16 protein-coding genes are annotated in these 22055 nt (G+C 72.8%); 13 read left to right on the top strand and 3 right to left on the bottom strand.

Annotation, left to right across the window (positions count from 1 at the left end; genetic code table 11):
- Positions 1-12: 12 nt before the first annotated feature.
- Positions 13-2934 carry a SpoIIE family protein phosphatase gene (locus tag AQJ64_RS42080; RefSeq protein ID WP_055632309.1) on the bottom strand — a complete coding sequence of 974 codons (2922 nt, stop codon included), beginning with the start codon at positions 2932-2934 and terminating at the stop codon, positions 13-15.
- Positions 2935-3243: 309 nt separating this feature from the next.
- Here AQJ64_RS42080 and AQJ64_RS42075 point away from each other — a divergent pair, with 309 nt between their 5' ends.
- From AQJ64_RS42075 to AQJ64_RS42055, 5 genes are all read left to right on the top strand, one after another.
- The gene (locus AQJ64_RS42075) at positions 3244-4026 is read left to right on the top strand and encodes a PP2C family protein-serine/threonine phosphatase (protein ID WP_055632310.1); all 783 of its coding nucleotides are present in this window, start codon (positions 3244-3246) and stop codon (positions 4024-4026) included.
- A gap of 30 nt (positions 4027-4056) precedes the next feature.
- Positions 4057-4437 carry a VOC family protein gene (locus AQJ64_RS42070; protein ID WP_055632311.1) on the top strand — a complete coding sequence of 127 codons (381 nt, stop codon included), beginning with the start codon at positions 4057-4059 and terminating at the stop codon, positions 4435-4437.
- Positions 4434-4694 carry a hypothetical protein gene (locus AQJ64_RS42065; protein WP_055632312.1) on the top strand — a complete coding sequence of 87 codons (261 nt, stop codon included), beginning with the start codon at positions 4434-4436 and terminating at the stop codon, positions 4692-4694. The genes AQJ64_RS42070 and AQJ64_RS42065 overlap by 4 nt, the downstream gene beginning before the upstream one ends.
- A gap of 54 nt (positions 4695-4748) precedes the next feature.
- Positions 4749-6278: a tRNA (N6-isopentenyl adenosine(37)-C2)-methylthiotransferase MiaB gene (gene miaB / locus AQJ64_RS42060; RefSeq protein WP_099053889.1), complete on the top strand. Its 1530-nt coding sequence runs from the start codon at positions 4749-4751 to the stop codon at positions 6276-6278.
- Positions 6279-6962: 684 nt separating this feature from the next.
- Positions 6963-7679: a class III extradiol dioxygenase subunit B-like domain-containing protein gene (locus tag AQJ64_RS42055; RefSeq protein ID WP_059203494.1), complete on the top strand. Its 717-nt coding sequence runs from the start codon at positions 6963-6965 to the stop codon at positions 7677-7679.
- A gap of 65 nt (positions 7680-7744) precedes the next feature.
- Here AQJ64_RS42055 and AQJ64_RS42050 read toward each other — a convergent pair whose 3' ends face one another.
- Positions 7745-8017 (bottom strand): antitoxin, encoded by a 273-nt coding sequence (locus AQJ64_RS42050; protein ID WP_059203493.1) that lies wholly within the window; start codon positions 8015-8017, stop codon positions 7745-7747.
- Between the two features lie 150 nt (positions 8018-8167).
- Here AQJ64_RS42050 and miaA point away from each other — a divergent pair, with 150 nt between their 5' ends.
- The 6 genes from miaA (at position 8168) to hflX (ending at position 16639) form a co-directional block, all read left to right on the top strand.
- On the top strand, positions 8168-9106 hold the full coding sequence (gene miaA / locus AQJ64_RS42045) for a tRNA (adenosine(37)-N6)-dimethylallyltransferase MiaA (RefSeq protein WP_055637157.1): 939 nt from the start codon (positions 8168-8170) through the stop codon (positions 9104-9106).
- 108 nt (positions 9107-9214) lie between these two features.
- Complete coding sequence (locus AQJ64_RS42040; protein WP_055637156.1) at positions 9215-9736, top strand: hypothetical protein; 522 nt, start codon at positions 9215-9217, stop codon at positions 9734-9736.
- Between the two features lie 252 nt (positions 9737-9988).
- Complete coding sequence (dapF, locus tag AQJ64_RS42035) at positions 9989-10858, top strand: diaminopimelate epimerase (RefSeq protein WP_055638799.1); 870 nt, start codon at positions 9989-9991, stop codon at positions 10856-10858.
- Between the two features lie 298 nt (positions 10859-11156).
- Positions 11157-13310, top strand: a complete 2154-nt coding sequence (locus tag AQJ64_RS42030) for a RelA/SpoT family protein (RefSeq protein ID WP_055638798.1) — start codon at positions 11157-11159, stop codon at positions 13308-13310.
- Between the two features lie 115 nt (positions 13311-13425).
- Complete coding sequence (locus tag AQJ64_RS42025; protein ID WP_059203492.1) at positions 13426-14982, top strand: M1 family metallopeptidase; 1557 nt, start codon at positions 13426-13428, stop codon at positions 14980-14982.
- A 163-nt stretch (positions 14983-15145) separates the two neighbouring features.
- The gene (gene hflX / locus AQJ64_RS42020; RefSeq protein ID WP_055637346.1) at positions 15146-16639 is read left to right on the top strand and encodes a GTPase HflX; all 1494 of its coding nucleotides are present in this window, start codon (positions 15146-15148) and stop codon (positions 16637-16639) included.
- 87 nt (positions 16640-16726) lie between these two features.
- Here the strand turns inward: hflX and AQJ64_RS42015 are convergent, their stop codons facing one another.
- Positions 16727-17947: a trypsin-like serine peptidase gene (locus tag AQJ64_RS42015; protein ID WP_055637347.1), complete on the bottom strand. Its 1221-nt coding sequence runs from the start codon at positions 17945-17947 to the stop codon at positions 16727-16729.
- 280 nt (positions 17948-18227) lie between these two features.
- Between AQJ64_RS42015 and AQJ64_RS42010 the strand changes: the two genes are divergently transcribed.
- Together AQJ64_RS42010 and AQJ64_RS42005 are read left to right on the top strand one after the other, a co-directional pair.
- Complete coding sequence (locus AQJ64_RS42010; protein ID WP_483316194.1) at positions 18228-19811, top strand: diaminobutyrate--2-oxoglutarate transaminase family protein; 1584 nt, start codon at positions 18228-18230, stop codon at positions 19809-19811.
- A gap of 176 nt (positions 19812-19987) precedes the next feature.
- Positions 19988-22036: an IucA/IucC family protein gene (locus tag AQJ64_RS42005; protein ID WP_079062272.1), complete on the top strand. Its 2049-nt coding sequence runs from the start codon at positions 19988-19990 to the stop codon at positions 22034-22036.
- The last annotated feature ends 19 nt before the right edge of the window (positions 22037-22055 follow it).

Here is a 22055-nt window from a genome sequence, read left to right as displayed (position 1 = left end):
GGCCCACGGCCGTCACAGCAGCGTGCTCCAGTCCTCGTCCGCGTCGAAGCCGGACGCCTTCAGGAACATCAGCTCGGGGTCGCCGGCCGACTCCTCCACCCCGCCGTCCGGGCCGGGCAGCGGCTGTTCGGTCCAGATGCACTTGCCGTGCGCCGTGTAGCGCGCACCCCAGCGCCCGGACAGCGCCGTGATCAGTTGCAGACCCCGGCCGCCCTCGTCGGTCTCCGTGGCACGGCGGATGCGGGGCATGGCCTGGCTGCCGTCGTAGACCTCGCAGATCAGCTCGGAGCCGTACAGCAGCCGCAGCCGCACCGGGCCCCGGGCATGGCGGACGACATTGCCCACGAGTTCGCTGACCAGGAGTTCCGCGGTGGGGGCGAGCTGGTTCAGGTCCCAGAGGGCGAGCTGTTCCCGGACGTGCCGACGGGCGTGCCCGGCCGCTCGCGGGTCGTCGGGCAGCGGCCAGGAGGCCAGCCTCCCGGTGGGCAGCGCGTGCAGCCGCGCGACGAGTAAGGCAGCGTCGTCGGCGGCCCGCTGCTCGGCGGTCAGCAGCGCGGCCGTCAGCGTGTCGCACAGGTGCTCAAGCTCCGCGGCGGTGTCGAGCGCACCGCGCGCATGGGCCGCGCTCAGCAACCGGGCCAGCTCCGCCGTCCCCTCGTCGATGTCCCGCTTCGCCGACTCCACCAGACCGTCGGTGTACAGCACGAGCAGACTGCCCTCGGGCACCTCCAGCTCGACCGTCTCGAACGGCGGCTCGGCCGCGCCCAGCGGCGGGTCGGCGTCCCGGTCCGGGAAGTACACGCTCCCGTCGGGACGCACCAGCGCCGGCGGCGGATGTCCGGCGCGGACCAGGGAACAGACCCGGGTGGTCGAGTCGTAGAGCGCGTAGAGACAGGTGGCGTACGACCCCTCGCCCATGGCGCCGACGATGTCGTTGAGGTGGCCCATGATCTCGCCGGGCGGAAGTTCCAGGTCGGCCAGGGTGTGGACGGCGGTGCGAAGCCGCCCCATGGTGGCCGCCTCCGGCAGTCCGTGGCCCATGACGTCACCGGCGACGAGCGCGACCCGCCCCCCGGACAGCGGGATGATGTCGTACCAGTCGCCGCCCACGTCCGCGCCCTGACCGGCCGGCAGATAGCGGGCGGCCGCCGTGCACGCGGCCAGGTCGGGCAGCGCCTGGGGGAGCAGACTGCGCTGGAGTTCGCGGGACCGTGTGTACTCGGCGTCGTAGAGCCGCGCCCGTTCCAGCGACTGCGCCACGAGGGCGCTGATCGTGGTCAGCAGGGCGCGCTCCTCGGCGGTGAGCAGCCGCAGCCGGTCGAAGGCCACCACACACACCCCGAACGTGTGTCCGGAAGCGGTGAGCGGCAGGAACGCCCACGCCTGCTTGCCCGCGCGCTCCGGCATTCCGGCCAGCCAGGGGGAGTGCGCGGCCAGCTCCTGCGGCGAGGAGAAGAACAGGGGCGCGCCGGAACGGATCGCGTCCCAGGAGGGATCGCCGGACAGCCGGCGGCGGCCGTCGATGAGTTCGAGGAAGTCCTCCGGGTAGCCGACCGCCCCGACGGAGTGCAGCCGCTCCTGCTCGGTCACCTGGACCAGGACCCCGGCGGCGGCGAACGGCGGCAGCACCCGGCGGGCGACCGCGTCCACCACGTCCTGCGAGGTGGTGGCCTTCGCCAGCTCCGCGGCGAGTTCCGCGATCCGCGCCGACCGCTCGGCCGCGGCCCGCTCGACCGACTGCCGCGACTCGGCGAGCCGCCGGTTCTCGGTGACGTCGGTGAAGTAGAGGGTGCGTCCGTCGGGTCCCGGCACCAGCCGCAGGTGGTAGCGGCAACCGCACGCCGGTACCCGCACGTCGAAGCCGGCCGGCTTCTCCTCGGCCGCGGCGGCCCGGCACCGGACCTCCAGCTCGGGCACCTGCCGGGCGGCGGGGATGTCCCAGAGCAGCCGTCCGAACAGCTCCTCCTCCGAGAAGCCCAGGAACCGCTCCGCCTCCAGGTTGGCGAAGGTGATCCGCCACTCGTCGTCCACGGCGAGGAAGCCGTCGCTCATGTGCCGCAGGGCCCGGCCGAGCGTGTCGCGGGCGCTCCGCGACTCGTCGCTCTCCCAGCCCACGCCGATCATCCGCAGTGCCTCGCCCCGCGCGTCGTACGTGGCCCGGCCGCGCGCGTGCGTCCAGCCGTACGAGCCGTCGGGGCGCCGTACCCGGTACGCGGCCTCGTAGACGGACCGGTCGAGGATCGCCCGCTGCGCCGCCGCCAGGGTGGGCGCCAGGTCGTCGGGGTGGACGATCCGCATCCAGCTGTCGATCTTCCCGGTGAACTCGGCCGGCCGGGTGCCGTACAGCTCCAGCGCCGCCTCGTCCCAGACCAGATCGCCGCTGCGGATGTCCCAGTCCCACGAGCCGACCCGGACCTCCTTGAGGGCCTGCCGCAGCCGCTCCCCGCTCCGCTGCGGCTGCGCCGGCCCGGACGGGCGCGGTGCCCGGGCCATGCGGTCCTCGGTCCAGGCGACGAGGGCCCGCAGGAACTCCCAGTGCTCCGGCGTGGGTTCACCGCGCTCGCCGGCCAGCACGGTCAGCGCGCCGATGCTCCGCGGTCCGCTGACCACGGGGAGGGCGGCGAGTCCGGTGCCGGGCCAGACGGGCCCGGGGACCGGCCGGGCGGGCCTCGGTACCCACACGCCCGTGCTCCCCCGGAGCGCACGTGCCGGAGCCGACGGCCCCTCCTGGTCGACGATCTCCCAGGAGCGGGTCAGCGCGGGAGGAAGACCCACGGCCGACACCAGCCGCAGGGCCGACATCGGACCCCGCAGATGCATCGCCGCGCCGAGCGCGCCCAGCTCGCCCATCGCGTGCTGCAACGCAAGCCGGAACACCTCGCTCTCCGTGACACCGGGGGCCACAGTGCTGAGCAGAGCGAGCCGTGCGTTCATGCTGGGAACCTATCGTTCCCGTTCTCGTACGAAACCCCTTTCACACATTCTCACCGGCGGTTTCCTGCCAGTTTCACGGTTCAACGACCTCAAGAACGAGCCAAGTTGATCACAAGCGGTCCCGGGGCGTCACGGCGGTCGCGCGGAAGCCGAGGAGTACGGCCGCGACTTCGCCCCGTCCATGATCAAACACAGGGGCGCTCCCCGGGCGGGACGGGGCGCGCCGGTGGAATCCTCCCGCGGGCCGCCTACGCTGGAGACATGACCGGCAAGACCGGCAGTGGCGACCGGGGCCGACGGTGACGTCCCGTGCCGTACGTCGCCGTCAGTGCGCTCAGCCATCCGGGGCTGCTCCGTGAACGCAACGAGGACAGCCTCGTCGTGGGGCCGTGGACGCTGTGCGCCACCGTCACCGAGAACCCGCAGACCCTGGTGTTCCCGCTCGGCACCCCCCTCGTCGCCGCCGTCACCGACGGGCTCGGCGGGCATCCCGGCGGTGACGTGGCCAGCGCCCTCGTCGCCCGTCGGATCGCGGCCGTCGGCGCGCTCCTGACCGGCGAGGACGCCGTACGCGACGCCCTGAGCGCCTGCAACCGCGCCGTGTACGAAGCCGCCGGCGACCCGGAGAACGAGCTGGCCGGCATGGGGACCACGGTCGCCGGAGTGGTCGTACGGCCCGGCTCGGTGCTGGTGTTCAACGTGGGCGACAGCCGGGTCTACGCGGCCTCCCGGGACGGCCTGCGCCGGGTGAGCGTGGACGACAGCCCGCCGCTCGGGCCCGGCCGGCGCATCACCTCCCTCGTCACCCAGTGCCTGGGCGGCTCCCTCACCCACCGCCCCGTGCACCCCCATGTGTCGACCGTGCCCCTGACACCCGGCGAGCGCTATCTCATCTGCACCGACGGCCTCAGCGATCCCGTGCCGGACGAGACGCTCGACGAGGTGATGCGGGAGCACGACGACGTCCGCGCCGCCTTCGAACTGTGGAAGTCCGCCATCGCCGCGGGCGGCCCCGACAACATCACGCTCGCGGTCGTACGGGTCGCCGAGGACGGGGCGGGCGGTGAGTTCCCGGACGGCTTCGGGGCCTGAACGACCAGCAACCACGCCTGGGAGGCGATCATGTTCGGTACGACGAAGGCGTTCAGCGGCTTCTCGGTGGACGACCTCGACGCGGCCAGGACGTTCTACGCCGGGACGCTCGGCCTCCGGGTGTCCGAGGAGAACGGGCTGCTGACCCTGCACATCGCGGGCGACCGGGACATCCTGGTCTACCCCAAGCCCGACCACGCCCCGGCGACCTACACGGTCCTCAACTTCCCCGTCGACGACATCGAGGCGGCGGTGGACGAGCTGACCGGCCGAGGGGTGCGCTTCGAGCGCTACGACCATCTCCAGGCCGACGACAAGGGCATCTTCCGCGGTGGCGGTCCGCTGATCGCGTGGTTCACCGACCCGGCGGGCAATGTGCTCTCCGTCATCGAGGAACCGGTACGGACATGAGCGAGATCGTCGTCTACGAAGTAGAGAACCCGGTGGCCGCACCCGGTGGCGCGGAGTCCCACGTGCGCAGGGTGCACGCGGCCCCCGCCGCCCCCGGCACGCCCGGTACGACCGGCCCGCGCACCCTGTGCGGCAAGGACACCTTCGCCATGGTGCGGGCCCGCCGGCAGCCCTCGGAGCACGAGGGAGCACGCTGGTACCCGCCGGAACACGAGTCCGTGGTCTGCCCCGACTGCGACGCCGTGATCGAGACCTGAGAGGCGGTGCACCGCCCGGGGCGGGGCTCACGCGCGAGCACCTACCCTTGAGGCATGACCAGCAGCAGCGACCGGAGCCTCGCCGTGGACGTTCCAGCACCCAAGAGCTATGAAATCCGCACCTATGGGTGCCAGATGAACGTCCACGACTCCGAGCGGTTGTCCGGGCTGCTGGAGGAGGCGGGCTACGTCCGCGCCCCCGAAGGGTCCGACGGGGACGCGGACGTCGTCGTCTTCAACACCTGCGCGGTCCGGGAGAACGCCGACAACCGGCTGTACGGCAACCTCGGCCGCCTCGCGCCGAAGAAGGCCTCCCGCCCCGGCATGCAGATCGCGGTCGGCGGCTGCCTCGCGCAGAAGGACCAGGACACCATCGTGAAGAAGGCGCCCTGGGTGGACGTCGTCTTCGGCACGCACAACATCGGCAAGCTGCCGATCCTGCTGGAACGCGCGCGCGTGCAGGAAGAGGCCCAGGTCGAGATCGCCGAGTCCCTGGAGGCCTTCCCCTCCACGCTGCCGACGCGCCGCGAGAGCGCGTACGCGGCCTGGGTGTCGATCTCCGTCGGCTGCAACAACACCTGCACCTTCTGCATCGTCCCGGCCCTGCGCGGCAAGGAGAAGGACCGCCGCACCGGCGACATCCTCGCCGAGATCGAGGCCCTGGTCGGCGAGGGCGTCTCCGAGATCACCCTGCTCGGCCAGAACGTCAACGCCTACGGCTCCGACATCGGCGACCGCGAGGCCTTCAGCAAGCTGCTGCGCGCGTGCGGGCGGATCGAGGGCCTGGAGCGCGTCCGCTTCACCTCCCCCCACCCCCGCGACTTCACCGACGACGTCATCGCGGCCATGGCGGAGACCCCGAACGTCATGCCCCAGCTCCACATGCCGCTCCAGTCCGGCTCCGACCCGGTCCTTAAGGCCATGCGCCGGTCCTACCGGCAGGACCGCTACCTCGGGATCATCGAGAAGGTGCGGGCCGCGATCCCGCACGCGGCGATCACCACCGACATCATCGTGGGCTTCCCCGGCGAGACCGAGGAGGACTTCGAGCAGACCCTGCACGTCGTCCGTGAGGCGCGTTTCTCGCAGGCCTTCACCTTCCAGTACTCCAAGCGCCCCGGCACCCCGGCCGCGACCATGGAGAACCAGATCCCCAAGGAGGTCGTCCAGGCGCGCTACGAGCGTCTCGTCGCCCTTCAGGAGGAGATCTCCTGGGAGGAGAACAAGAAGCAGGTCGGCCGCACCCTGGAGCTGATGGTCGCCGAGGGCGAGGGCCGCAAGGACGGCGCCACCCACCGGCTCTCCGGCCGCGCCCCCGACAACCGCCTGGTCCACTTCACCAAGCCCGACCAGGAGGTCCGCCCCGGCGACGTCGTCACGGTCGGGATCACCTACGCCGCCCCGCACCACCTCCTCGCCGAGGGCGCCGTCCTCGACATGCGCCGCACGCGCGCGGGCGACGCCTGGGAGAAGCGCAACGCCGAGAAGACCGCCAAGCCGGCCGGCGTCATGCTGGGCCTTCCCAGGATCGGCGCCCCGGCCCCCCAGCCGGTGCCGACGGGCAGCGGCTGCGGCTGCGACTGACCTCACCGAGGCCCCGACCCCGACCGGGTCGGGGTCTCCCCGCTCTCGGTGGCGTCGGCAAGCCTGAGCGCGGCACGGCGCGGCACGGCGCGGCACGGCGCGGCGGGGCCGGGAGGGGCCGGCTTTGGTCGGGTTGGTGGAGGCTGGGCGTGACGGGGCCGCGGCGGCTGATTTCGGCCGGGGCGTGGAGCCTGGGCGAGGTGAGGTCCGGAGGGGCTGGTTTCGGCCGGGTTGGTGGAGGCTGGGCGTGACGGGGCCGCGGCGGCTGATTTCGGCCGGGGCGTGGAGCCTGGGTGCGGCGGGGTCACGAGCGGTCGGCTTTGGCCGGGCCGGTGGCAGTTGAGCGGGGTGGGGCCGGGGCGGCTGACTTCGGCCGGGGCGGTGGAGCCGGGAGGCGTTGGCTTCGGTTGGGCTGGTAGGGCCTGAGGGCGGCGGGGTCGGTGGGGTGTGACGTCTGGGGAGCCGGTGGGGTCGGTGGGGTGTGACGTCTGGGGGAGCCGGTGGGCCCGGCGTCTGCGGGGTCGGTGGGCCCCGGCGTCCGTACGGTCGGTGGGCCCCCGGCGTCCGAACGGTCGCCGGGGCTGGCCTGTGGCAGGTGGGTGAGCGTGGCGCCGGTCCGGTGGCATGGACGCGTCGGCCCGGGTGCCGCGTCGTGCCATGCCCTGCGGGGTTACCCTGCCGACCATGCTTGTCGCCGCCGCCGTCTGCCCCTGTCCGCCGCTGCTCGTGCCCGAGGTGGCCGCGGGTGCCGCGCCCGAGCTGGACGCGGCACGTGCCGCCTGCTCCGACGCGCTGGCCGTGCTCGCGGCCGCCCGGCCGGACCGGCTCTACGTCGTCGGGCCCGCGGAGCAGGCGGGGCGTGGCCCGCATCCGGAGGGCGCGCGCGGCTCGTTCAGCGGCTTCGGCGTGGACGTGACGGTGCGGCTGGGCCGGGCCGGCGTGGACGCCCCGTCCGCGCGCGAGCTGCCGCCCTCGCTCGCCGTCGCCGCCTGGCTGCTGGAACGGACCGGCTGGGCCGCCGCACCCGTCGAGGGACTCGGGGTCGGAGCACCGCTCGCGGCCGAGCGGTGCGTCGAGGTCGGCAGGGAGCTGGGCGCGCAGGCGGGACGCGTCGCGCTGCTCGTCATGGGCGACGCGAGCGCCTGCCGGACCCTGAAGGCACCCGGGTACCTCGACGAGCGCGCCGCGCCCTTCGACGCGGGGGTCGCCCGGGCGCTGGGTACCGCGGACGTGACGGCGCTCAAGGCACTCGACGCCGGGCTGGCGCACGAGCTGAAGGCCGCCGGCCGGACCTCCTGGCAGGTCCTCGCGGGCGCCGCCGAGGACGCCGGGCTCAGCGGCGCGCTGCTGTACGAGGACGCGCCGTACGGAGTGGGATACGTGGTCGCGGCCTGGTCCTAGGCCGTGTCGTCGCGGCACGCACGCGTGTGCGCGCGGCGGCGGTGCCGGCGCGGGGCGGGGCGGGGTCAGGAGGCCGGCGGCGGGGTGCGCGGCGGGGTGAACGTGTCGCCGCCGCCCGCCGGTGGCTCGTCCTTGTGCGCGAGCCGGTCCACGGCGCCCTTGGCCTTGTCGGTGCCCGTGTGGATCCGGTCGCTGTACTTGCCCTTGGTCTTCTCGTCGACGGCCTTCGCCGCCCTGTCGAGACCGTGCGTGACCTTGTGCCCGTGCTCGTGGGCGAGGTGCGAGACCTTGCCCTTGGCCGGGGCGAGCCTGGCCTTCAGATTGTCCAAGAGACCCATGGGCCACCTTCCCTGCGGGTACTTAAACGCCCATATCAACCCATACGGTACCCGTGCGGGGCGCATCCCGCCCTGCCCGCGACGACGCCCTTCGCGCGCCGACACGTATCTGGTTCGAGGGCCGGCCCGGCGGTTTGGGAGACTGGTGCGGTGAGCAGCGCAGCCCCCACCCCCCGCGTCATCGCCGTCGTCGGACCGACCGCGGCCGGAAAGTCCGATCTGGGCGTCTTCCTGGCCCAACGCCTCGGCGGCGAGGTCGTCAACGCAGACTCCATGCAGCTGTACCGAGGGATGGACATCGGCACCGCCAAGCTGACCCCCGGGGAACGCGCCGGGGTCCCGCACCACCTCCTGGACATCTGGGACGTCACCGTCACGGCCTCCGTCGCCGAGTACCAGAGGCTGGCCCGGTCCCGGATCGACGCCCTGCTCGCCGAGGGCCGCTGGCCGATCCTCGTCGGCGGCTCCGGGCTGTACGTCCGTGGAGCCGTCGACAACCTGGAGTTCCCCGGTACCGACCCCGCGGTCCGCGCCCGCCTGGAGGAGGAGCTGACCCTGCGCGGCTCCGGCGCGCTGCATGCCCGGCTGGCCGCCGCCGACCCCGAGGCCGCCCACGCCATCCTGCCCAGCAACGGCCGCCGTATCGTCCGCGCCCTGGAGGTCATCGAGATCACCGGCCGGCCCTTCACGGCCAACCTGCCGGGCCATGACTCGGTCTACGACACCGTCCAGATCGGGGTCGACGTGGGGCGCCCCGAGCTCGACGAGCGCATCGCCCGCCGGGTCGACCGCATGTGGGACGCCGGGCTCGTGGACGAGGTCCGCGCACTGGAGGCGCAAGGCCTGCGCGGGGGGCGTACGGCGTCGCGCGCGCTCGGCTACCAGCAGGTCCTCGCCGCGCTCGCCGGGGAGTGCACCGACGCCGAGGCGCGGGCCGAGACCGTCCGCGCCACCAAGCGCTTCGCGCGCCGTCAGGATTCATGGTTCAGGCGCGATCCGCGGGTGCACTGGTTGAGTGGGGCTGCGGCAGATCTCACAGAACTTCCGGAGCTCGCGCTGGCGTTGGTGGAACGACCGGTTACAGCCTGATCACGTCATGGCATCGGGACGCCCAGGCCGTCATCCGTGCCTCCGGTGCCGTGCCATCATCGAGCTTCGATCGACCAAGTGGAGTCCGAGTTGGGAGGGCGCGTGGCGATGGAGGCCGGCCCTCGTGACACCGCACAAGGCACCGAGGGCCTCACCCCCGAGCGTGGGGAACCGGAGCCCCGGGACGGGCACGCCCTTCCCGACGCGGTGGACCCCGACGTCGTGGACGACACCCAGGGCGGCGGGGTGACCGACGACGGTCCCGAGCCCGAGGAGATGTTCGCCAGCGGGCCCGAGGTCGAGGTCGAGCTGCGCCCGCAGCGCCGGCTGCGGATCTGGCAGCTCGCGCCCATCGTCGCCCTGTCCGCGACCGGCTCCCTGATGTTCGCGTTCCCCCTCGCCTTCGACTTCGGCGACAGCGGGGCCGTGATCGCCATGCTGGGGCTGCTGATCTGCTCCTGCGCGGCCGGCTGGGGCATGATGGCCGCCCGTCGCGTTGGTTACACGTGGCCCGGCCTCCCCGCGCGCGGCTCCGACCGCCGCCCGGACTGGCGGGTCGTCCTGGCGTACGTCGTGCTGGTCGCCGTGGTGGCCGTCCTCGCCGTCTGGCGCGTGGCCCGCCTGCGCTAGTGCCGCGGCAGGCAACGTTCGCCCCGTCGCGACGCCCGGCACGCACTCTCGCCGCACCGGCCGAAAGCCCAAGTACGTCCAGTACGAGGACTTCCGGCCGGCACGCCGAGAGCACGCACCGGACGCCGCTCCTTGACGGGCAGACGTTGCCTGCCGCGGCACTAGCGGCGGGCACCCACGCCCGCGGGGTGCGCCGAACCCCGGGCACGCACGCGTGCGAGGTGTGCCGTACCCACGCCGTACGATCGAGGAATGAGCACGCGGATCGCCTTCCTCAAGGGTCACGGGACCGAGAACGACTTCGTGATCGTCCCGGACCCGGAGAACGTCATCGCCCTCCCCCCGGCCGCCGTCGCCGCCCTGTGCGACCGGCGCGCGGGCATCGGCGGGGACGGGCTGCTGCATGTCGTGCGGTCCGCCGCGCACCCCGAGGCGAAGGACATGGCGGCCGAGGCCGAGTGGTTCATGGACTACCGCAACGGCGACGGCTCGGTCGCGGAGATGTGCGGCAACGGCGTGCGCGTGTTCGCGCGCTACCTCCAGCACGCGGGACTCGTCCCCGAGGGGGACATCTCCGTCGCCACGCGCGCGGGCGTCAAGAGCGCGCACATCGCCAAGGACGGCGATGTCACCGTCGGCATGGGCCGGGCGCGCCTCCCCGAGGGCGAGGTCACCGTGAGCGTCGGCGAGCGCAGCTGGCCCGCGCGGAACGTGAACATGGGCAACCCGCACGCGGTCGCCTTCGTCGAGGACCTCGCGCACGCCGGCGACCTGTCCAGCCCGCCGCCCTTCAGCCCGGCCTCCGCCTACCCGGACGGGGTCAACGTCGAGTTCGTCGTCGACCGCGGCCCCGGGCACGTCGCCCTGCGCGTGCACGAGCGCGGCTCCGGCGAGACCCGCTCCTGCGGCACGGGCGCGTGCGCCGTCGCCGTGGCCGCCGCCCGCAGGGACGGCGCCGACCCGGTCGTCACCGGGACCCCCGCGACGTACACCGTGGACGTCCCCGGCGGACGCCTGGTGATCACCGAGCGCCCCGACGGCGAGATCGAGATGACCGGACCCGCAGTGATCGTCGCCACAGGCGAGATCGATCCCGAGTGGCTGGAAAGCTCCGCTCGTTGACGCGATAACGGCTTCGTATCGCAGGTCTGTGCGGTCGCGGGACGGGTGACCGCACACCTGAGGCACGGTCAGAGGTTCGAAATAACAGCCAGGCCTGGTTCTGGTGGCGCAAAACCGTAAACCCCTGAATCGTCGCTCGAATGGGTGATCCGTTTCACGCTCGGCGAGAGGCGGTCAGTCGCACGTGATGGGCTCGGTAGCATCAAGCACCGGCCCGGACGGGGGACCTTTGCCAGTCCCCTGAGCCGTGTCCGCCCTGGGACACCCCGTCCGCCGGTCCACGCAGCCGGAGGTGCCCATGAGTGCGGAGGCCACGAACCCTGCGACGCCGGGCCCGGTAGCGCCGGCCACGACCCGCAGGCGCAGCCTGCCCCGGATCGACCTGCGCCGCCTGGGACGGGCCGCCCTGCTCGGCAGTCCCGCCCGCGGCCGGCTGCCCGACGCGATCGGCCATGTCGTCGAGGCCCACCGCGCCCACCACCCCGACGCCGACCTCGAGCCCCTGCGCCGCGCCTATGTGCTGGCCGAGTCCTCGCACCGCGGCCAGATGCGCAAGAGCGGCGAGCCGTACATCACGCACCCGCTCGCCGTGACCCTGATCCTCGCCGAACTCGGCGCCGAGACAACGACCTTGACGGCCTCCCTGCTCCACGACACCGTCGAGGACACCGATGTGACGCTCGAGCAGGTGCGCGAGCAGTTCGGCGAGGAGGTGCGCTATCTCGTCGACGGCGTCACCAAGTTGGAGAAGGTCGACTACGGCGCCGCCGCCGAGCCCGAGACCTTCCGCAAAATGCTCGTCGCCACCGGCAGCGACGTCCGCGTGATGTCGATCAAGCTCGCCGACCGGCTGCACAACATGCGCACCCTCGGCGTGATGCGCCCCGAGAAACAGGAGCGCATCGCCAAGATCACCCGGGACTTCCTCATCCCGCTCGCCGAACGCCTCGGCGTCCAGGCCCTCAAGACCGAGCTGGAAGACCTCGTCTTCGCGATCCTGCGCCCCGAGGAGTACGAGCACACCCGCGAGCTGATCGTCGACAACGCCTCCCGCGCGGACGACCCCCTCGCCGAGTTCGCCGACGCGATGCGCGCGGTCCTGCGCGAGGCCGGCATCCAGGCCGAAGTCCTCATCCGGCCCCGGCACTTCGTCTCCGTCCACCGCGTCTCGCGCAAGCGCGGCGAACTGCGCGGCTGCGACTTCGGCCGGCTGCTGGTGCTCGTCAACGAGGACGCGGACTGCTACGCCGTCCTCGGTGAGCTGCACACCTGTATGACGCCCGTCGTCTCGGAGTTCAAGGACTTCATCGCCGTCCCCAAGTTCAACCTGTACCAGTCGCTGCACACCGCCGTCGCCCGCGCGGACGGCCAGGTCGCCGAAGTCCTCATCCGCACCCACCAGATGCACAAGGTCGCCGAGGCCGGAGTCGTCGCGCTCGGCAACCCCTACGCCGGTCCGCAGGAGGAGCAGACCCGCGAGGGCGCCCCGGCGGACGGGGACCGGCTCGACGGGGAGCGGGTCGACCCGACCCGGCCCGGCTGGCTCTCCCGCCTCCTCGCCTGGCAGGAGGCCGCGCCGGACACCGACACCTTCTGGTCCACCCTGCGCGAGGACCTCGCCCAGGACCGCGAGATCACCGTCTTCCGCCCCGACGGCGGAACCCTCGGCCTCCCGGACGGCGCCACCTGCGTCGACGCCGCCTACGCCCAGTACGGCGAGGACGCGCACGCCTGTATCGGCGCCCGCGTGAACGGCCGGCTGGCGACCCTGAGCACCGTTCTGCGGGACGGTGACACCGTCCAGCTCCTCATGGGCCAGGACCCCGCCTCCGAGCCCTCCAGGGAGTGGCTGGAGCACGCCCACACCCCCGCCGCCCGGATCGCCATCCAGCGCTGGCTGGCGACCCACCCGGCCCCGGCCGAGCCCGAGGAGACCGTCGACCCGGCACGGACGGTGACGGACATCCCGGCCACCGACACCCCCCTGTCCCGCCCCGACACCGCGATCACCGTCGCCGGGCGCCCCGACGCGGGCGTACGCCTCGCCGGCTGCTGCACCCCCGTCCCGGCCGACGAGGTCACCGGCTTCGCCGTGCGCGGGGGGATGGTGACCGTGCACCGCGTGGAGTGCGCCGCGGTGGCGCGCATGACGGACGCGGGGCGCGCGGCGGTCGACGTGAGCTGGGGCGACACCACCGAGTGCCGGGTCACGCTGGTCGCCGAATCGTTCGGCCGCCCCCATCTGCTCGCCGACCTCACGGAGGCCATGGCACTGGAGGGCGCCGAGATCGTCTCCGCGACCGTCGAACCCCCCAGCCAGCAGCGCGTACGCCACACGTACACCATCCAGCTCCCCGACGCGGGCCACCTGCCCACCCTCATGCGCGCCATGCGGAACGTCCCCGGGGTCTACGACGTGAGCAGGGCCCAGCACCACGCCTCGGCCTCCTGAGCCCCGCACCGGTGCGACCCGGCCCGCCCGGCCCACGCGCGCGTGCGCAACCCGTTCGGGTGGGAAGGGCGCGCGTCGCCGCCGTACGGCAGGTGCGCGCTGGTAGCGGTGGTGCATGCTGCTCACCCCCCACTCCTCGCCGCGCCCCCGGGCCGCCCGCCCCCGGGCCGCCCGCCCCCGGACCGCCGCCCGCCGGCTGAAGTCCGCGCTGCTCGCCTCGGCCGTGTCCGTGTGCCTCGTCGCCGCGAGCGCCCCGGCGGCACCGCTCGGCGTCGGCGACCGCCTCTTCCCGTACCTCGGCAACCCCGGCTACGACGTGGCGTCGTACGACCTCTCCTTCACGTACTCCGGCTCCAACAGCAAGCCGCTCCAGGCGGTCACCACCATCGACGCCTGGACCACCGCGAGCCTGGACCGGATCAACCTCGACTTCGCGCACGGGGCCGTCGAATCGGTCGAGGTCGACGGCAGACCAGCGACCTTCGAGAGCGCCGGCGACGACCTGGTGGTCACCCCCGAGGACGCGCTGATGCCGGGCAGCTGGACACGCATCACCGTGCGGCACACCAGCGACCCGGTGGGTGCCGACGGCCGGGACGGCGGCTGGGTGCGCACCACCGACGGCCTCGCCATGGCCAACCAGGCCGACGTCGCCCACCTGGTGTTCCCGTGCAACGACCATCCCTCCGACAAGGCGATGTTCACCATCCGGATCACCGCCCCCGACGACTACACGGCCGTCGCCAACGGGCTGCCGGCCGGCGCGGACCGGTCCGGCGGGACGACCACCTGGACGTACCGCACCCAGCACCCCATGGCCACCGAGCTCGCCCAGGTGTCCATCGGCCGCTCCACCGTCCTGCACCGCGACGGGCCGCACGGGCTGCCGGTCCGGGACGTCGTGCCCACGAAGGACCGCGAAGCCCTCGAACCGTGGCTGAAGAAGACCCCCGACCAGATCGCCTGGATGGAGAAGAAGGTCGGGCCCTACCCCTTCGAGACCTACGGCGTGCTCATGGCCCAGGCCGACACCGGCTTCGAGCTGGAGACACAGACCCTGTCCCTGTTCGAGAAGGACCTCTTCACCGAGCCCGGCTACCCCAAGTGGTACATCGAGTCGATCATGGTGCACGAGCTGTCCCACCAGTGGTTCGGCGACAGCGTCAGCCCGCGCACCTGGTCCGACCTCTGGCTCAACGAGGGACACGCCACCTGGTACGAGGCCCTCTACGCCCAGGAGAAGGGCGGCTACACGCTTCAGGAGCGCATGAAGGCGGCGTACGGCGCGTCCGACCGCTGGCGCGCCGCCGGCGGCCCCCCTGCGCTCCCCAAGGCACCCGAGCCCGGCGAGAAGATCAGCATCTTCCGTCCGAACGTGTACGACGGTGCCGCCCTCGTCCTGTACGCCCTGCGCCAGGAGATCGGCCAGAAGGCGTTCGAGCGGGTCGAGCGGGACTGGGTGCGCGACCACCAGGACTCCACCGCCACCACGGCGGACTTCCGGCAGCTCGCCGAGGAGGTCTCCGGGCGCGACCTCGGCGACTTCTTCCAGGCCTGGCTGTACGGGGAGAAGACCCCGCCGATGCCGGGCCACCCGGACTGGAAGCCGACGGCGGCGGCCGAGAAGGGGGCGAAGACCTCACCGGTCCCGCAGGCCCCCAAGGCCCCGTAGGCCCCGGAATAAGGCCGTGACGAGACGGGGCGTGCCGTGCGACCATCGTCAGGTCGGCGCGGCACGGGGCACGAGGCGCGGGAATCTCCCGGGGCGCTCGTGCGTTGTGCACCATGGACGGTGAACCCCGCCGAAATCGGTATCCCCACGACGTAAGGACCCAATGACCTCCTCTTCTTCCTCTTCCCAGGACACGAAGCGCTTCGCGCACGCCTACCCCGAAGGTCTTCGGGCCGATGCCCTGATGGAAGAGGACGTCGCCTGGAGCCACGAGATCGACGGAGAGCGGGACGGCGACCAGTTCGACCGCTCCGAGCGTGCGGCCCTGCGCCGCGTCGCGGGCCTCTCCACCGAACTCGAGGACGTCACCGAGGTCGAGTACCGCCAGCTCCGTCTGGAGCGGGTCGTCCTCGTCGGCGTCTGGACCTCGGGGACCGCGCAGGACGCGGACAACTCCCTCGCGGAGCTCGCCGCCCTCGCGGAGACCGCGGGCGCGCTCGTGCTCGACGGCGTGATCCAGCGCCGCGACAAGCCCGACGCGGCCACCTACATCGGCTCCGGCAAGGCCGACGAACTGCGTGACATCGTCATCGAGACGGGCGCGGACACCGTCATCTGCGACGGTGAGCTCAGCCCGGGCCAGCTCATCCACCTCGAGGACGTCGTCAAGGTCAAGGTCATCGACCGTACGGCCCTGATCCTCGACATCTTCGCCCAGCACGCCAAGTCCCGAGAGGGCAAGGCGCAGGTCGCGCTCGCGCAGATGCAGTACATGCTGCCGCGACTGCGCGGCTGGGGTCAGTCGCTGTCCCGTCAGATGGGCGGCGGCAAGGGCGGCGGCCTCGCCACCCGTGGTCCCGGTGAGACCAAGATCGAGACGGACCGGCGGCGGATCCGCGAGAAGATGGCGAAGATGCGCCGGGAGATCGCGGAGATGAAGACCGGCCGCGAGATCAAGCGCCAGGAGCGCAAGCGCCACAAGGTGCCCTCGGTCGCCATCGCGGGCTACACCAACGCCGGCAAGTCCTCCCTGCTCAACCGCCTCACCGGCGCGGGCGTCCTCGTCGAGAACGCCCTGTTCGCCACCCTCGACCCGACCGTGCGCCGGGCCGAGACCCCGAGCGGCCGGCTGTACACGCTGGCCGACACGGTCGGTTTCGTACGGCACCTGCCGCACCACCTGGTCGAGGCGTTCCGCTCCACCATGGAGGAGGTCGGCGAGTCCGACCTGATCCTGCACGTGGTCGACGGCTCGCACCCCAACCCGGAGGAGCAGCTGGCCGCCGTGCGCGAGGTGGTCCACGATGTCGGCGCCACCCAGGTGCCCGAGATCGTCGTGATCAACAAGGCGGACGCGGCCGACCCGCTCACCCTCCAGCGGCTGATGCGGATCGAGAAGCGCTCCATCGCCGTCTCGGCCCGCACCGGCCAGGGCATCGAGGAACTGCTCGCGCTCATCGACAACGAGCTGCCGCGGCCCTCGGTCGAGATCGAGGCGCTGGTGCCGTACACCCACGGCAAGCTGGTCGCCCGCGCCCACACCGAGGGCGAGGTGATCTCCGCGGAGCACACGGCGGACGGCACCCTCCTCAAGGCGCGGGTGCACGAGGAACTGGCCGCGGACCTCGCACCGTACGTCCCGGCCCCCCTCGCCTGACCGACACACGAAGGCCCGCCCCCTTGTCTCAGGGGGCGGGCCTTCGTCATGGTCTGCGGTGCGCCTCCTGCCCGGCGCACTCGTCGCTCACCTGGCGAACTTGTCGCTCACCGAGTCGTACACACCCTTGGCCACCTCGCCCAGCCTCGGCCCCGCGAGCCAGCCCGAACTCACCGGGCCGACCGAGGTGTTGGACACCAGCGCCGGCTTGCCGTCCGACCCCGTCGCCACCCAGCCGCCGCCGGACGAACCACCGGTCATCGTGCAGCCGATCCGGTACATCGTCGGGTCCGACTCGCTGAACGACAGCCGCCCCGGCTTGTCCTGGCACTGGTACAGCTTCTGCCCGTCGAACGGCGCCGCGGCCGGGTAGCCCGTCGCGGTGATGCTGTCCACCTTCGGCACCGCCGGAGCGTCGAAGTCCACCGGCAGCGCCGAACCGACCGTCTCCTCCAACGACTTGCCGGAGCCGCCCGCCTCCGGCGTCACATGGATCACGGCGAAGTCGTACGGCGCGCCGTCACCACCCGTCTCCCCGCCCTGTGCGATCCACTGGTCGGAGGTCTTCACCCAGTCGCCCCACCAGACACCATAAGGAGCGGCCTGCTCCTTGGTCGCCGTCTGGAGCTGCTCGGCGGACAGACCCTTGTCGTTGTACGACGGCACGAACGCGATGTTGCGGTACCAGCCGCCCTTCTTGCCCGCGTGCACACAGTGGCCCGCCGTCCACACCAGGTTGGACTTGCCCGGGTGGGCCGGGTCCTCCACGACCGTCGCCGAGCAGACCATCGTGCCCTCGGGGGAGTCGAAGAACACCTTGCCCGCCTCGGGGGCGTTGGCGTGGTACGTCGTCGGCACGGCCTTCGCGTCCACGGGCTCGGGCGTCGGGTCGGTCACCCCCTGGTCGCCCGAGAGGTCGTTGTCGTCGACCCCCCGGTCCGGGTCCTCCGCCTCCCGCATCCGGTCCGGGTCCCACAGGCCCTTGATGATCGGGTTGATGTAGTCCTGGGCCTCACGCAGCCAGTCGTCCCTGTCCCAGTTCTTCCAGGCGCCGTTCTTCCACTTGTCCAGATCGATCCCGTGCTCCTTGAGCCGGTCCTTGATGTCGTCCGGGATCGTGATCTTTCCGTCGCCGCCCGCCGTGGCCGACGCGGTGGCCTTGCCGTCGGCGTTGGTGTCGCCCGAGTCGCAGGCGGTCGCGGTGAGCGCGAGCACCGAGGCGAGGGCTACAGCGCCGAGCACGGGGGAGGTTCTGCGGCGTGCGGTCCTCCCCCGACGAGCGGTGAACGACGGCCGTATCGATCGCATGGTCTGACTCCCCCTGCTGTCAACGAACTTGAAGCTGTGGCCGCTCCCGCCGGGCGGAACTCGGTGTGTTCCCACGCGGAGTTCAACCGGGTCTCACGGCCCTGTGCAATGCCCCACACGATATGCGTTCGCTGTGGGGGACTTCCGACAGGAGGGCAACGGTTCCGTCACGGCAAGGATCTTGAGGCAACCCGTAACCAGGACAGCCGTCCGGGGTTGGTAGCGGTGGGGGGTCCGCTGTCCGCGCGCGGCCCCCTGAACCGCGGGAGGACAGGGAGCCGTGACCGAGCCAGTGCCCGAGGAGGTCCCTTCGGGGCGTTCCACCGGAACACCGCCCGCCGGAAGGTCCCCCGTCGGCCAGGCCGGCCGACGGCCCGCGCACGAAGGGATCCTGCGGCGCCAGTCGGCCCGCGAGTCCGCGGCGCGCACCTATGCGCGCGCCCTGCCCATCGTGCCGGTACGCGCCCGGGGGCTCACCATCGAGGGCGCCGACGGCCGCCGCTACCTCGACTGTCTCTCCGGCGCCGGCACCCTCGCACTCGGCCACAACCATCCCGTCGTCCTGGAGGCCATCCGCAAGGTCCTCGACTCGGGCGCACCCCTGCACGTCCTCGACCTCGCCACCCCGGTCAAGGACGCCTTCATCACCGAGCTCTTCCGCACCCTGCCGCCCGGTCTGGCCGACCGCGCCCGCGTGCAGTTCTGCGGGCCGGCCGGCACGGACGCCGTGGAGGCCGCGCTCACCCTGGTCCGCGCCGCCACCGGCCGCACGGGCGTCCTCGCCTTCACCGGCGCCTACCACGGTATGACCGCCGGATCCCTCGAAGCCTCCGGCGGTGCCTTCGACGTCCGCGTGGCCCGTCTGCCCTATCCGCAGGACTACCGCTGCCCGTTCGGCGTCGGCGGCGATCGCGGCGCCGAACTCGCCGCACGCTGGACCGAGTCCGTCCTCGACGACCCCAAGTCCGGGGTCCGGCGCCCCGCCGGGATGATCCTCGAACCCGTCCAGGGCGAGGGTGGTGTGATCCCCGCGCCGGACACCTGGATGCGGCGCATGCGGCAGATCACCGCCGACCGCTCCATTCCCCTCATCGCCGACGAGGTCCAGACGGGCGTCGGCCGCACCGGCGCCTTCTGGGCGGTGGAACACAGCGGGATCACCCCCGACGTGATGGTCCTCTCCAAGGCCATCGGCGGCAGCCTGCCGCTGGCCGTCGTCGTCTACCGCGACGACCTGGACGTCTGGGAACCGGGCGCCCACGCGGGCACCTTCCGCGGCAACCAGCTCGCCATGGCCGCCGGCACGGCCACCCTCGCCCACGTCCGCGAGAACCGGCTCGCCGAACGCGCGGCCACCCTGGGAGCCCACCTGCTGGGACGGCTCCGGCACCTTGCCGAGGACTTCCCCTGCATGGGTGACGTGCGCGGGCGCGGACTGATGATCGGGGTCGAACTGGTCGACCCGGAGGCCGAGGAGGGGGAGTACGAGGAGGCGCCGGAGCGGGAGGCGCCGCAACGGGGGAGCGAAGTCGCGGTGGGCGCGGGCCCCGGTGCCCCGGACGCCGCCCCGGCTCGCGGGCCTCACCCCGCCGCCCCCGGACTGGCCGTCGCCGTACAGCGGGAGTGCCTGCGCCGCGGCTTGATCGTCGAACTGGGCGGCCGCCACGCGAGCGTCGTACGCCTGCTTCCGCCCCTGACGATCACCGACGAACAGGCCGCCGCCGTACTCGACCGGCTGGCCGACGCGATCCGGGCGGCAGCCCGCGGTCACGCCCACCGCGCGCACCAGGGCGACGAGGACCAGCCGACCCGGCAGCCCAGGCAGGCTCCGGAGCCACCTGGCCGCGCCGGCCGCCCGAGGTGAGCCGGGGTCGACAGCCCGCACGAGGAGGCCGCCGCGGCTCCGGGCGCGGCCCGGCCCCTCGCCCACCCTGCCCAGGAGACGGACACCGGCCGGCCTCGCCACGCTGCCGCGTCCCCACCGCCGTTCCGGTCCGTCACGCCGCCGACCGCGCCCGCCCCGTCCGATGAGGAACGCCCTTGAACGACTCCCCTGAGCCCTCCGGCTCATCCGCTCCCACCTCCGCCGTTTCCACCCCACCGGCGTCCACCTCCTCCGTTCTGTCGACCGACGTCACCCCGACCGGGACCGTCCCTCCCCAGCAGCGCCACGCCACCCCCGCCGAACCGGGGCCCGTGGTCCCGGCCCACCCCTTGGACCACGCCGACCCGCACACCGCGGCCCAGGCGGCGGCCGTGGAGAGCCTGCTGCGCTGCTGGGTGCGCGAGGCAGGCCTGCCCGCCCCCGCCGACGGCACCCTCCGAGTGCCGCTCCCCGCCAGCGGCACCGCCCTGCTCGTCCCCGTCCACCACTGGTCCCCGACCGGCTGGCACCGCTTCGGCCTCCCGCGCCTGGCCGACGCCCCCGAGCAGTCCCCACCCGCGGACGCCGTGACGCTCGCCGCCCTGCTGTCCCGCGAGACGCCCGAGTTGCCCGAGACGCCCGATGTCCCCGAACCGCTCGAACCAGCCGGGACACCCGCCCAACCCCGACCAGCCGGGACACCCGCCTCACCCCGGCCGGCCGGCCACGGCATCGACCAGGTCGCCCTGGTGGCCCGCGTCGCCGACTCCGTCCGCCGTACGACGGACTTCATCCGCGAGCGACGGAAGCACCCCACCGACGGACCCGACCTGTTCCTCGCCGCCGAACAGGCACTGCTCCTCGGACACCCCCTGCACCCCACCCCGAAGAGCCGCGAAGGCCTCACCGATGCGGAAGCACGGCTGTACTCACCCGAGTTGCGCGGCTCCTTCCCCCTCCACTGGCTGGCTGTCGCTCCCTCCGTGCTGGCCGCCGATTCCGCCTGGACGGAAAGCGGCCGTATCGTCACCGCGGACCGGCTGACGGCCCGACTCGCCGACTCCGGACTGCCGTTGCCCGTACGCCGCACGCTGCCCGAGGGCTATGCCCTCCTGCCGATGCACCCCTGGCAGCGGCACGCGGTCGGCCACCGCCCCGACGTCGCCGCCCTGTTGGCGACCGGGCTGCTCCGGGACCTCGGTCCGCTCGGTGTCCCCTGGCACCCGACCTCCTCCGTACGCACCGTCCACCGGTCCGGCGCCCCGGCCATGCTCAAACTGTCGCTCGGTCTGCACATCACCAACTCCCGTCGGGAGCACCTGCGCAAGGAACTCCACCGCGGCCTCGAAGTCCACCGCCTGCTGCGAGCCGGCCTGTCCCAGCAGTGGCAGGCGGCCCACCCGGGTTTCGACATCGTCCGCGACCCGGCCTGGCTCGCCGTCGACGGGGCCGACGGCCACCCTGTGCCGGGACTCGACGTGGTGATCCGCCACAACCCCTTCACCGCCGCGGACGACGTCTCCTGCGTCGCGGGCCTCGTCTCGCCCCGGCCGTACCCGCGCGCCGCCGAGAGCCTTTCTCCGGCCATGGACACGAAACCCGTGCAGAGTTCCCGGCTGGCCGAGGTCGTCACACGTCTCGCCGCACGGACTGGGCGCCCGCTCGCCACCGTCGCCGTCGAGTGGTTCCTGCGCTATCTGGAGCACGTCGTGCGCCCGGTGCTGTGGCTCGACGGGGAAGCGGGCATCGCCCTGGAGGCCCACCAGCAGAACACGCTCCTCCTGCTGGACCCCGACGGCTGGCCCACGGGCGGCCGGTACCGCGACAACCAGGGCTACTACTTCCGCGACTCCCGCCGCACGGAACTCGAAGCCCGGCTGCCCGGTATCGGCGAGCACAGCGACACCTTCGTCTCCGACGCCGTCACCGACGAGCGCTTCGCCTACTACCTGGGTATCAACAACGTCCTCGGACTCGTCGGAGCCTTCGGCTCACAGCGTCTCGCCGGCGAACACCTGCTGCTCGCCGCCTTCCGCCGCTTCCTCACCGCCGCGGCCTGCGGTCCCGACCGGATGCGCAGCTCGCTGCCCGCCCGCCTCCTCGACTCACCCGTGCTGCGCTGCAAGGCCAATCTGCTGACCCGGCTGCACGGCATGGACGAACTCGTCGGCCCCGTGGACACCCAGTCCGTGTACGTCACCATCGCCAACCCCCTTCGTCCTTGAGGAACCTGTCCCGCCCCAC

Source organism: Streptomyces griseoruber, assembly GCF_001514205.1.
GTDB classification, from domain to species: Bacteria; Actinomycetota; Actinomycetes; order Streptomycetales; family Streptomycetaceae; genus Streptomyces; species Streptomyces griseoruber.
Note: the sequence above shows the minus strand (reverse complement) of the source record. Positions and strands in the feature narration are given on the sequence as shown.

Coding starts and splice junctions, on each gene's coding strand:
- AQJ64_RS42050 (WP_059203493.1), bottom strand. CDS start 8,017: ATGGGTCTCTTGGACAATCTGAAGGCCAGGCTCGCCCCGGCCAAGGGC.
- AQJ64_RS42030 (WP_055638798.1), top strand. CDS start 11,157: ATGAGTGCGGAGGCCACGAACCCTGCGACGCCGGGCCCGGTAGCGCCG.
- AQJ64_RS42015 (WP_055637347.1), bottom strand. CDS start 17,947: ATGCGATCGATACGGCCGTCGTTCACCGCTCGTCGGGGGAGGACCGCA.
- miaB (WP_099053889.1), top strand. CDS start 4,749: ATGACCAGCAGCAGCGACCGGAGCCTCGCCGTGGACGTTCCAGCACCC.
- AQJ64_RS42040 (WP_055637156.1), top strand. CDS start 9,215: ATGGAGGCCGGCCCTCGTGACACCGCACAAGGCACCGAGGGCCTCACC.
- AQJ64_RS42055 (WP_059203494.1), top strand. CDS start 6,963: ATGCTTGTCGCCGCCGCCGTCTGCCCCTGTCCGCCGCTGCTCGTGCCC.
- AQJ64_RS42070 (WP_055632311.1), top strand. CDS start 4,057: ATGTTCGGTACGACGAAGGCGTTCAGCGGCTTCTCGGTGGACGACCTC.
- AQJ64_RS42080 (WP_055632309.1), bottom strand. CDS start 2,934: ATGAACGCACGGCTCGCTCTGCTCAGCACTGTGGCCCCCGGTGTCACG.
- AQJ64_RS42065 (WP_055632312.1), top strand. CDS start 4,434: ATGAGCGAGATCGTCGTCTACGAAGTAGAGAACCCGGTGGCCGCACCC.
- hflX (WP_055637346.1), top strand. CDS start 15,146: ATGACCTCCTCTTCTTCCTCTTCCCAGGACACGAAGCGCTTCGCGCAC.
- dapF (WP_055638799.1), top strand. CDS start 9,989: ATGAGCACGCGGATCGCCTTCCTCAAGGGTCACGGGACCGAGAACGAC.
- AQJ64_RS42025 (WP_059203492.1), top strand. CDS start 13,426: ATGCTGCTCACCCCCCACTCCTCGCCGCGCCCCCGGGCCGCCCGCCCC.